Below are 12,087 nucleotides of genomic sequence, written 5' to 3' on the forward strand. Positions count from 1 at the left end.
GACAGCTATTTTAATTACGAGTTACTAATTTTGTTGACCCTGAATTTTGATGTTTTGTTTCTATGAGTAATGTATCTCCTGCGTCTCTAACCTCAGTAAATTCTCAATTAAAGTTACTGGTTTTAAGTAACGGACATGGAGAAGATATGATTGCAGTGCGAGTTTTGCAAGCACTCCAGCAACAATCAAACCCACCAGAGATTTTTGCTTTGCCATTGGTGGGGGAAGGACACGCTTATCAACACTTAGGTATTCCCCTGATTGGTGCGGTACAGGCAATGCCTTCTGGTGGGTTTATTTATATGGATAACCGCCAACTCATGCGAGATGTCCGTGGTGGTTTGGTACAACTGACTCTTAGTCAAATTCAAGCTATGCGGCGTTGGGTGAAGTCCCAAACAAAATTAGGCAATCATACGGCGGTGTTAGCGGTGGGGGATATTGTACCACTGTTGTTTGCATTTTTTAGTGGTACAGACTATGCTTTCGTCGGCACAGCGAAATCAGAATACTATGTGCGAAATGAAGCGGGATTATTACCACGCCAGTCAAAATCTGCGCGCTGGGAAAATTTCTCTGGTTCCATTTACCATCCTTGGGAACGCTGGTTGATGGGTAGTCGCCGTTGTCGGGCGGTGTTTCCTCGGGATAGTTTGACGACAGAAATTCTGCAACAATGGCCAATTCCTGCCTTTGATGTGGGGAACCCGATGATGGATGGTTTGACACCTAGTTTTCTCAAGCCACAATTTTATACGGCTGATTTCCAAAAACAAGAGTTGAGGCGGCCTTTGGTGGTGACATTGCTACCTGGTTCTCGGCCACCAGAGGCTTACGAAAATTGGCAAGTTATTATGCAGGCGGTATCTGCGTTGTTAGCTGATTTTACCGAGCGAGATAGTATCGTATTTTTAGGTGCGATCGCGTCTAGTCTCGATATCACCCAATTTTCCCCAATTCTACACGCCCAAGGATGGCAACTCCATACAGAATCACCCATTTCTTTACCTGACAACCATGTAGCAATATTCAAGCAAAGAAACACATATTTGCTGCTTTCACAACAAGCATATAACGATTGTTTACACCTAGGAGATGTGGCGATCGCAATGGCAGGCACAGCTACAGAACAATTTGTGGGTTTAGGCAAGCCTGCGATTGCTATTTCTGGTCAAGGGCCACAATACAATCCGGCTTTTGCCGAGGCCCAAAGCCGCCTTCTCGGAGACTCTTTGATTTTAATTGAGCAGCCAAACCAAATAGCGAAGGTGATGCGATCGCTGCTAAATCATCCTGACAGGTTACAAATTATTGCTGAAAATGGTTTACGTCGTATGGGTAAACCCGGTGCTGCACAACGCATTGCTGAATGCTTACTAGAAAGTATGAAGTATGAAGGATGAAGTATGAAATATGAAGTGTCTATTTCAAACTGACCTTGGGGTTTTGCTGTGAAATACAGTCTTCAGCCTCCAATCTTCATCATCATGCAACTAATCCAGAACGTAATGCCCGGACAGCAGCTTGGGTACGGTCATCGGCGCAGAGTTTGTTTAAGATGTTGCGTACGTGGGTTTTGACTGTGCCTACGGTGATGTAGAGTTTTTCGGCAATTTGGCCATTGCTGCATCCGGCGACGATTAATTCGAGAATTTCTAATTCCCGTTGCGTCAGGGGATAGGTTTCTAAGACTTGTTCGTATTCTGTGGCTAAGGCTTCGATTTTTACGGTCTTTGGCTTGTCGCTACCTGCAACTTCACCGGGAATACCTTGGCGCATTTTGCGTAATACTACATTAGCGATCGCTGGATCAATCCAAGAATTCCCGCCGAAGGTTGCTTGTATTGCTTCTGTTAACTTGCTGATGCTGGTTTCTTTCATGTAATAAGAGTCTGCACCTGCGGCGAAAGCAGCTAATACAGCATCTTCTGTATGATCCATTGTCAAAATCAGGATTTTGGTTGCAGATTGCCCTGACTCTGCTTGATAGCGTCGAAACTTGCGGGTGAGTTCAATGCCATCCATATCCGGCAAGCCGATATCTACCACCGCTACATCTGGCTTTGCTGTCTCTAACAGTTTCAACCCTTGAGTGGCATTGGCGGCTTCACCAATTACTTTCAAACCACTGTGAGCCTGTAATGCTGCTTTCAGACCCATTCTGGTTAAATCATGATCCTCAATTAAAATAATGCTTATTTCGTTCATTGCTTAACTCTCTCTTCTTTGATTGCGCTGTTGAAAGTCTGCGCTTTTGTCAACTAATTTATTTAATTTACCAAACCAAAGATAGATGATATGACAATAATGTTGCATCCACCGATAGAAGTAGGAATTTGAATTGTTTTTAAATGGATAGATGTAAAAATCTAGCCCCGGATATATGGCTATCTTACAATAAAATATGAAATATTTGTCACAAATATTGAATTATGTCATTAGTTGAGGAGTTGTAACCTATCGCAATAATTAAAATAATTTGAAAGCTTAAAAGCTGCAAAAAATGAACAAATCACAACAAATTGAAATTATTCTCGGAGAACCTCAAGCAATTACCAAAGCTATCTTTAATCAAGGGATTAAATTCATTGGATTAATGCAACCAGATGGAAATCTTCTAGAAATTAATAACTCAGCATTAAATTTTAGTGGACTTAATAGTAGTGAAGTAATTGGTCGTCCATTGTGGTCAGCTTGGCGATGGCGGAACTCAAAGCTTACCCAAAAAAAATTGCAAGCAGCTATTTACCGTGCAGCAGCAGGTGAATGCGTAGATTCTCAAGTTGAAATTTTAGGCAATGGCGATCGCTCTTTGACCTGTGAATTCTTGATTAAACCCATCAGGAATCAACAAGGCAAGGTGATTTTTTTAATCTTAGAAGGTCACAGCCTTGCTGAAGCAGACCCTGGTGTGGTTGAAGATATTGCTACTATCTTTGATAGTGAAGCTAGATTCCGCATCATGGTTGATCAAGCTCCGGTGATGATTTGGATGTCTGGTGTAGATAAATTATTTAATTTTTTTAATAAAAGCTGGTTAGAATTTACTGGTCGCACCATTGTACAAGAGTTTGGTCATGGTTGGACAGAAGCTGTACATCCTGAAGATGTGGAGCAATGTATAAATACTTATACAGATGCTTTTGAGGCGAGATCGCCCTTTGCGATGGAGTATCGACTGCGGCGATTTGATGGCGAATATCGCTGGATTTTAGATAAAGGTACACCCCATTTTGCTAGTGATGGGATTTTTGCGGGGTTTATTGGTTCCTGTATTGATATTAGCGATCGCAAACAAACCGAATTAGCACTTCAACAACGCGCCGAAGAACTCACCAGATTAAACACTATCCTGACGCAAACTACAGCGATGTTACAAAAGCGCAATCAGGAATTAGATCAATTTGCCTATGTCACTTCTCATGATTTAAAAGCCCCCCTGCGCGCGATTGCGAGTATTTCCGAATGGTTAGAAGAAGACTTAGCCGGTCAACTTTCGCCAGAAAACCAGCATCAGCTAAACTTATTGCGCGGTCGAGTACATCGGATGGAAGGGCTGATTAATGGCTTATTAGAATACTCGCGTGTTGGACAAATTCATACAGATTTATCTGTAGTTAATCTCCAAGAGTTGTTACAAGAAGTCATTGATTCCTTAGAACGCCCCTTAAGTTTTCAGATGAAAGTGGCAGAGGGAATGCCTACTTTCACAACCAAGCGAATTCCTTTACAACAAGTATTTACAAATTTGATCGAAAACGCTATCAAACATCACTCCCGCCCTGATGGCCAAGTCACAATTTCTGTCCAAGAGCAAGGGAGATACTACAAATTTACGGTTGCGGATGATGGCCCTGGCATATCCCAAGAGTATCACCACAAAATATTTAGCATTTTTCAAACTTTAGAAGCACGCGATCGCAAGGAAAGTACTGGTATTGGTTTAGCGATCGTCAAGAAAATTGTCGAGACTGAAGGGGGGACGATTCATCTTGATTCTCAAGTCGGAGTGGGCAGCAGCTTTTACTTTACTTGGCCTAAACAATTCTAGCGTTACACCGCTCCAGCCTATGATACAAGATACGTGCCTATAACTCTCACTAATGACTGAGGACAGGGATTACTAAGCTCATTTACAATCATAGTGAGCTTGGGAAGCCTCTGGCTTTAACTTTACTATGTAGTTATTACCTAAATATTATGTTGTTAATAACGGATTATAAATGAATAATAAGTAATTAACAACTAATAATCTATTTTATTTTAATAATTGAATTTGAGAAAGAAATTTTAAAAAAACTAAACTATTTAATTGACAAAGATGCTAGAAAGACTGATTAACATACTACTTGTGGAGGATGATGAAGTTGATATTATGAATGTCAAACGGGCGTTCAAGAAAGTCAATATTACTAACCCACTTTATCTAGCTAGCAATGGCATTGAAGCATTAGCAATGTTGCGGAGCCAGAATCATCAACCCCCCAAAGTTCCACCAGAACGGCGGTTAATTTTATTAGATTTAAATATGCCAAAAATGGGCGGCATTGAATTCCTGCAAGAATTACGCGCCGATCCCAAATTGCGCGCCACTCCGGTAGTTGTGATGACAACTTCCAACCAAGACCAAGATAGAGTAGAAGCTTATAACTTAAATGTTGCTGGCTACATCCTCAAACCCGTAACATTTAATAGTTTTGTGGAAATGATGGCCACACTAAATAAATATTGGCTATTGTGTGAAATTCCCTAAAATCGCCAAACTATAACTTCATCAACATATATTAACAGTCAGTGGGGAGATAAAGATAAATGCACCTCATAAAATTTAAAAATAAAAATTGGATGAAAATCCATATATAATATTTAATACTGTTATTAAAATCTGTTAACTTTAAAATTAATCAATTCCTAACTCTATCTCAAATCTAAAATTGTTTAGTTGGATAGTCTAAAAATAGAAATGATACACATCAACCCGCATAGGACAGTGAAAAGAAAAGCAGATGGAAGAGACCTTAAGAATTTTGGTTGTAGACGATGACGACGTAGACCGGATGGCAGTCCGTCGAGCCTTGGCTCAAGCAGGTGTCAAAATGGAACTGTCTGAGGCTGGTAATGGAAATGAGGCACTATTAGCTGTGCAGCATACCACCTATGACTGTATTTTTTTAGATTATCGCTTACCAGATCAAGATGGTTTGACACTGATCAACAGGCTACGTGCATCAGAAATCAAAGTTCCTTTAGTCGTTCTTACCTCGCAAGGCGATGAACAAATTGCGGTCGAGTTGATGAAAGCAGGTGCTACAGATTATCTTGCCAAATCTCGCGTATCTTCAGAAGCATTAGCGCAGATTTTACGCAATGCCATCAGAGTACACCGCGCCGAAATGCAAGCTACACTGGCACTTCAGCAATTAAAAGAAAGCCACGAGCAACTAATTCGCAAAAATCAAGAATTAGAAAAACAACGTCAACAAATTCAACTCCAAAATTTAAAGTTATTAGAAGCATCTAGATTAAAATCGCAATTTTTGGCTACGATGTCCCATGAATTGCGAACTCCGATGAATGCCATTATTGGGTTTTCGCAAATATTATTGCGTCCAAAATTTGGACATTTGACCGAACAGCAAACCGACATGGTAGAAAGGATTTTAAATAACGGTAAGCACTTGCTGATGTTATTAAATGAAGTGTTAGATTTTTCTAAATTAGAAGCAGGAAGACTAGAATTAAAACCAGAATTATTTGACTTAACAACAGTAGTCAATACGACTGTTGGCGAAATGAATTCGTTAGCAGAAGCGAAAAAAATTACTTTAGAATTAGATATTCAATTACAAAATACTTGGGTATTTAATGACCCAGTACGAATCCGGCAAATTTTAATTAACTTGTTATCAAATGCGATTAAATTTACAGAAACAGGTGGGGTCTGGGTAGAAATTCAGGAAATATCAGATAATGTTATTGTGATCGCTGTCCGTGATACAGGTATTGGCATATCCGCTAAAGATTCTAAACATATATTTGAAGCTTTTCGTCAAGTTGATCAAACCCTCACGCGTAAATATGCAGGTACAGGATTGGGTTTGGCAATCATTGATTCTTTGGTGCGAATGATGAATGGCAAAATATTTTTGGAAAGTCAGTTAGGCATCGGTTCTCTGTTCCGCATTGAACTACCAAGACAAATATCACCCAAAAGCGGAGCCGGAAAAATCCCGGCTTTAAACATGGATGGAGAAAATATTTTTTTCTCGGCTCATAACCCTCATCATTCATCCTCTCCGCCGCGCCGAGCTTCAATAAGACATACAAACTTAAAACTATAAATTAGGATCTAAATTAATCAATCATGTCTGTAGTGGAACAATCTAACAAGGGTAAAATTCTGGCTGTCGATGACACTAGAGATAATCTCATTTTGGTGCAAACGATTCTAGAAAGTGAAGACTATGAGGTTGATATTGTCTCAGATGGCATCTCAGCTTTGAAATATGTTGAACAAACCCCACCGGATTTAATTCTGCTGGATGTGATGATGCCGGGAATGGATGGTTATGAAGTCACAAATCGCATTCGCAAAAACCCTGCTTTTCTGAAAAACTATATTCCCATTCTTTTAATTACAGCCTTTCATGAATCCAGTGTGGTGGAAGGATTAGATGCGGGTGCGGATGATTTTATTCGCAAACCATTCGATACAGATGAATTATTAGCGAGAGTGCGCTCGTTAATGCGGCTGAAAAAAAGTTTAGACGAACAACAAAAAATGGCTCGTCAACGAGAAGACTTTGTGTCTCGTCTGACTCATGATTTACGCACCCCCTTAGTTGCGGCTGATCGAATGCTGGGTTTGTTTCAACAAGAAACATTTTGCAAAATTTCGCCCGAAATGAAACAAGCTATCTCAGTCATGATTCGCAGCAATCAAAACTTAATGCAGATGGTTAATACCTTGCTAGAAGTCTATCGGATGGAAGCTGGGAAAAAGACCTTTAATGATGAAGTCTGCAACTTACCAGAAATAGTTCAAGAAGTAGTCAGCGAACTCGCGCCACTAGCGAACGAGAAAAATTTAACAGTAAAAGTTGATACTAGCGGTTTAGAACCTAATCAAAAAGATCCTGGTTTTGTGATGGGTGATGCCTTAGAATTACGCCGAATTTTTAATAACCTCTTGGGTAATGCCATCAAATTTACTGACACAGGCGGTATTACCATTCGCCTCACCGAAAACAACAATTCTTCAGAAAAAAACTGGGTGAAAATTGCTGTAGAAGATACTGGTTATGGCATTGCGCCTGAAGACCAAGCAACTATTTTTGAACGATTTCGTCAAGGCAGAAATAAACGCTCTGGTAGCGGCTTAGGACTGCATTTATCCCATAGAATTGCTGAAGCCCACGGCGGGAATATTACTTTATCTTCGGAACTGGGTAAAGGTAGCGTGTTTACAGTCAAACTACCAAAAAATATGTGACAGTATCCACGATTGTGAGTAAGCTGTTAAGCACTTAATTTGCTTGTTTAGACAGCATGGGAGCAGGGGAGAGGGTTTGAAGTTTTTACCAACAATTCAAATTCTGCAACTTGAATGCACATCAGCTTAGAAGGTGACTAGAGTGAAGTTAAAAGTCAAAAGCTAAAGAACAAAAGTTAACTCCTGAAATTTCCAAGCTCAGTAGTGAATTTTTTACTGTTATCTTTTGCCTGACTAAACTTTAATCCTGACATAATCCATAACTAGAATAAGGCTCTAGTTTGCCGCATAACAAACGGCGTACAACTGCTTCTAAATCTTCCAACAGAAATGGTTTACTAATATAGTCGTTAAAACCTGCTGTGAGAATTTGTTGTCTATCTTCTCGAGTTGCTAAAGCTGTTACAGCTAATACAGGAATGTGATGCGTGAGTGGTTCTCGCTTTAGATGACGTACAACATCAATGCCATTAAAAGTTGGTAATAAAATATCTAACATAATTAGGTCTGGCTGATATTCTTTAGCAACCACAACAGTTGATTTACTGTCTGTTTGGCAGATGAATCTACAGCCGAGTGACTCCAGCGCATAACTAATCAGCAAAAGATTATCATCGTTATCTTCCACCGCTAAAATTAACGGCTGCTGACAGTTTTGTTGCTTTGTATCATTGCTGAGGGAATGTGCTGTGTACATCTTTTTTCCATGAAAATCAATTGGGATTTATCGTCTTGTTTGCTTGTTGGCGATGGCAGACGAACTATCCCACAAGGGATAGGATGGAGCGAAAAAATTAGCGACTGTTTTGCGATTGCATCTTGGAATGTGGAAAAATTAAAACTTAACTTCATTGATTTAGCAGATACTTTTCGATTATACGCAAAATTACAGAATTTTTTTGGCAAAGGCTCATCCTCTATTCATCTAGGAAACCATCCGCTATGATCGTCTATATAGGGCGGCTGTTTCCGGAAAATGCCGAGCAAAGCTAATAAGTATAAATGCTTGGTGAGGCTAAAAACGATCGCCAGCTATCAACTACAAAAATTTAAGTTTTATTAGCAAAAATGAAGTTGTAGAAACAACAAATTCAACTATTAATCTCTGGTCTTTGTAACGACAATTTATAATTGTGTTGTCATTGGAAAAGAAAAATCTATCCCAGGAGTATTATAATCAAGCTTTCTTTCTTCCCTAAGATAATTCTATCTGCTAAATGAGCTTATTTTCCAAGCCTTTGGGCAGATTTATCCGCCAGATTTAGTTATTAATTATTCATAAAAACAATCGCAGGTTTGCTAATTAAAACTTAATACACTGCTCATCCCGAGCATCTCAACTTTGGCAGTAAATAGATATTAGCCAAATCATGATAATTACCTAGGTAGCTTGGTAATTTTTCAGCTACCACTTTCACATTAGGTTCCTTTAGTAAAGAAATGTACGCGCTAGGAACACCAGAAATCTGATTACCGACGTTTTTCAGCCAACTTTCGCTTATCCTTAAACCAGCGTGCTCCCGCTAATTTTCACTTCAGCCATATTTTGACTACAAAAAACCAGGAATTGACGCATCTGACGTTAAATACTACAATGTAGTATAACAGAATTGTTGATATGGCAACTTCTATACAAGTAGTTTATAGTACAAGAAAACTTTTTAAACCTTCTGATCTCACCTCTTAGCCAAGCTGAACGAAACAACAGCCTGATACATACAAATATGGAATTTGATTATTTTAACGGCAACGACAGTACATCCAATAATCACAAAAAACAAAACTTACTTACTAGTGGCTGGCGACCATTACAAAGAGATTTAGATTGGAATTTTTTATGGGATTTAGCGCAAAATGATACTAAAGAATTAACCCAAAAAACCTTTAATGTAGCTAGTACCTTTGCCGAAGTATTAGGCAGAAATAATTATACTTGGTGGGCTAACTTATTAAGTGTTGCCTCGGAAAATACCCGGTATGAAATAGAGAAGTTTTGGAATTATATTACGCCTGATCCCCAATCGCCAGATCATCGGTATAAAGAGGTTTTAAGTACCGAAACACCGATATTACAATTTGTGAGCCGTAACAGTATCCCTATTGATTATGTTTTAAATCGCCTACAAGAAATTACAGTTTTACGAGTTTTACAAATTTTAGGTCGTCCTGATTTTATTACCCAATATTATTCTGAAAGAGATTTTTATTTACCAACGGAAAAATTCATCAGTTGGGAACGGCTAGATGTGATTAATACAGTTTCAGCTTATTGGGAAATTTATGATATCTGGCTGCAAATTGAACCATACGATCGCGGACGGCGACAGTATACTTTAATGGCGACAGATTTAGCACCACTAGTCAACAAAGCCACCTATGATTTAGCCGTGATGTTAAGTGGCTATCAAAGCCGAGTGGGTAAAGTCCACAGCCAATTTCCCATTCGCACCTTTCCCCCAGAAATTCAAAGTTTCACCGACGCATTACAGCAAGCAGTACTGAATCAAAATCAGTTAGCAGTGGTGGTACATGGCGAACCAGGTACAGGGAAAACCGCTTGGACACAAGCCGTTGCCAAAGAAATTTTGATGCCTTTGGGCTATGTCATATTTATTTTGGATCATGATGCGATCGCTAATTTTGTCCCGCCAACTTATTTAGAAAAAATCTGCATCATTATTAATGAAGCTGATAACTTAGCCCAAAATCGGGCTTCAGAAATTGCCCAATCTAATAATAAAACTGAACATATTTTAAGTTTGTTAGATGGCACTTTATATCAAAGCGTCATTGATGACTCTGGGATTCAAATGAAACAGCGATTAGTTGTGTTAATGACTTGCAACACTACCGAAAGATTAGACCCGGCAATGTTACGCAAAGGGCGAGTAGATTTAATTGCCGAATTTACCCAGCGATTTGTTTAAGGTGAGGGAAAAGTTTGTTCTATTTTTAACTGGCGATCGCAAGTATTAATTAGGATCATCACACTTCTGTACAAACTAATCATCGAAATCCCCAAAGGGCTGCGCTGGCCATATTTAACTTCCAGGCTTTCAAACCAATGTTGAAATTGCTGGTCAGACCAGCCTTGTGCTTCATCTTCCAAGCAACCTTTGAGCATTTCTAAGCCACACTCTCCCGGGAATTCAGCCACGATCGCTACTTGCTTGCACTCTTGAATAGATTCAACCACAGCAATCATGATCGTAGTCCGAGTCCTTTTAGGTATTTTTTGTGCTTGATTGTCCCTAAAAGATGCTTGCATAATTACTCAGATATTGTGAAAACAATATCAATCATTGGTACTTTGTTCATATACATTTATTAATCTAATCCAAGAATTTTTCCTGTTCCACAAGAGACATTTATATTTATTTCTGGTAGTAGATGAAGTGATAGCTGAAATTAACACCTACACTCATGTCACAACAAAACTCTGTCACTATCGACGATATCACAGCCGCACAAGCAAGACTGGCGGGAATTGCCCACCGTACACCGATACTCACTTCGAGAACGGTTAACGATCGCACCCAAAGCCAAGTATTTTTTAAATGTGAAAACTTTCAACGCACAGGCGCATTTAAATTTCGTGGTGCGTATAATGCCTTATCGCAGCTATCCCCGGAACAACAGCAAAAAGGTGTAATCACCTTCTCTTCTGGTAATCATGCTCAAGCGATCGCTTTAGCAGGAAAATTACTCCATATTCCTACGACAATCGTTATGCCAGACGATGCCCCAGCAGTCAAGCAACAAGCAACTCGTGGCTATGGTGCAGAAGTAATTTTATATAATCGCCAAGAAAGCGATCGCGAAAAATTAACTAAAAGCCTAGCAAGCGATCGTCATCTTACCCTCATTCCCCCTTACGATCATCCCCACATCATCGCCGGACAAGGAACCACAGCCTTAGAACTAATTCAAGAAGTTGGTCAACTGGATTTATTATTAGTCTGTTGTGGGGGTGGGGGATTGATTTCTGGTTGTGCGATGGCTACCAAAGCACTTTTACCCAATGCCAAAGTCATTGGAGTCGAACCAGAACTCGCTGATGATGCCACTCGTTCCTTCCACAGCAAAACCCTGCAAACTGTGACCAATCCGCAGACAATTGCCGATGGTGTGCGGACACCCAGTTTAGGTAAACTCACGTTTCCTCTAGTTTTAAATTACGTTGACGATATGGTGACAGTCTCAGAAACCGCCATTATTAACGCAATGTTTTTCATTTGGGAACGCCTCAAAATAGTTGTCGAACCTACAGGTGCATTAGCCGCCGCCGCTTTATTTGAAGGTGTCGTCAAAGCACCAGGCGCGAGAGTTGGTGTAATTATTAGCGGTGGTAACGTCGATTTAGCACAAATATGTAAGAAGCTAGAGGTTAGGGAATAGAGGCTAGTTGAATAAAGTTTTATAGCAAAGTGCTGAGTGCTCAGTGCTGAGTGCTGAGTATAAACTCGGTATTCTCATGAGTTTTAGCAATCAACATAGTCCTAATCTATGCTTCAACTGCTATATACCTCTGTTGCGCCACTGAGGGAGTCAGGAAATACAACGCACTGGCTTCTTTGCGCCTCTGGGGTTTGTTT

At 39.8% G+C, this 12,087-nt stretch carries 11 protein-coding genes; 8 read left to right on the forward strand and 3 right to left on the reverse strand.

Annotated elements, in window-relative coordinates; genetic code table 11:
- Positions 1–62: 62 nt before the first annotated feature.
- Complete coding sequence (locus H6G69_RS07400) at positions 63–1,403, forward strand: lipid-A-disaccharide synthase-related protein (protein ID WP_190683961.1); 1,341 nt, start codon at positions 63–65, stop codon at positions 1,401–1,403.
- A gap of 82 nt (positions 1,404–1,485) precedes the next feature.
- Here H6G69_RS07400 and H6G69_RS07405 read toward each other — a convergent pair whose 3' ends face one another.
- A complete protein-coding gene (locus H6G69_RS07405; RefSeq protein WP_190683964.1) occupies positions 1,486–2,208 on the reverse strand; it encodes a response regulator transcription factor in 723 nt (240 codons plus the stop codon).
- A 295-nt stretch (positions 2,209–2,503) separates the two neighbouring features.
- On the opposite strand from H6G69_RS07405, the gene H6G69_RS07410 reads away from it, so the two are divergent.
- From H6G69_RS07410 to H6G69_RS07425, 4 genes are all read left to right on the forward strand, one after another.
- A complete protein-coding gene (locus H6G69_RS07410) occupies positions 2,504–4,051 on the forward strand; it encodes an ATP-binding protein (protein WP_190683967.1) in 1,548 nt (515 codons plus the stop codon).
- Positions 4,052–4,321: 270 nt separating this feature from the next.
- Positions 4,322–4,753, forward strand: coding sequence for a response regulator (locus H6G69_RS07415; protein WP_190683970.1), 432 nt, complete (start codon positions 4,322–4,324; stop codon positions 4,751–4,753).
- A gap of 253 nt (positions 4,754–5,006) precedes the next feature.
- On the forward strand, positions 5,007–6,341 hold the full coding sequence (locus tag H6G69_RS07420; protein ID WP_190683973.1) for a hybrid sensor histidine kinase/response regulator: 1,335 nt from the start codon (positions 5,007–5,009) through the stop codon (positions 6,339–6,341).
- A 23-nt stretch (positions 6,342–6,364) separates the two neighbouring features.
- On the forward strand, positions 6,365–7,492 hold the full coding sequence (locus tag H6G69_RS07425) for a HAMP domain-containing sensor histidine kinase (protein ID WP_190683975.1): 1,128 nt from the start codon (positions 6,365–6,367) through the stop codon (positions 7,490–7,492).
- Positions 7,493–7,733: 241 nt separating this feature from the next.
- Here the strand turns inward: H6G69_RS07425 and H6G69_RS07430 are convergent, their stop codons facing one another.
- The gene (locus H6G69_RS07430; protein WP_190683977.1) at positions 7,734–8,189 is read right to left on the reverse strand and encodes a response regulator; all 456 of its coding nucleotides are present in this window, start codon (positions 8,187–8,189) and stop codon (positions 7,734–7,736) included.
- A 9-nt stretch (positions 8,190–8,198) separates the two neighbouring features.
- On the opposite strand from H6G69_RS07430, the gene H6G69_RS07435 reads away from it, so the two are divergent.
- Both H6G69_RS07435 and H6G69_RS07440 read left to right on the forward strand, forming a co-directional pair.
- Positions 8,199–8,438, forward strand: coding sequence for a hypothetical protein (locus H6G69_RS07435; protein ID WP_190683980.1), 240 nt, complete (start codon positions 8,199–8,201; stop codon positions 8,436–8,438).
- Positions 8,439–9,216: 778 nt separating this feature from the next.
- Entirely contained in the window at positions 9,217–10,419 is a 1,203-nt protein-coding gene (locus H6G69_RS07440) for an AAA family ATPase (RefSeq protein WP_190683982.1), read from the forward strand.
- Here H6G69_RS07440 and H6G69_RS07445 read toward each other — a convergent pair.
- Positions 10,416–10,697 (reverse strand): hypothetical protein, encoded by a 282-nt coding sequence (locus H6G69_RS07445; protein ID WP_190683985.1) that lies wholly within the window; start codon positions 10,695–10,697, stop codon positions 10,416–10,418. The two genes, H6G69_RS07440 and H6G69_RS07445, sit on opposite strands and share 4 nt — an antisense overlap.
- Before the next feature lie 218 nt (positions 10,698–10,915).
- Between H6G69_RS07445 and H6G69_RS07450 the strand changes: the two genes are divergently transcribed.
- Entirely contained in the window at positions 10,916–11,890 is a 975-nt protein-coding gene (locus tag H6G69_RS07450; RefSeq protein WP_190683987.1) for a threo-3-hydroxy-L-aspartate ammonia-lyase, read from the forward strand.
- The last annotated feature ends 197 nt before the right edge of the window (positions 11,891–12,087 follow it).

It is taken from the genome of Nostoc sp. FACHB-110 (assembly GCF_014697425.1).
In the GTDB taxonomy this organism is placed as follows: domain Bacteria; phylum Cyanobacteriota; class Cyanobacteriia; order Cyanobacteriales; family Nostocaceae; genus Nostoc_B.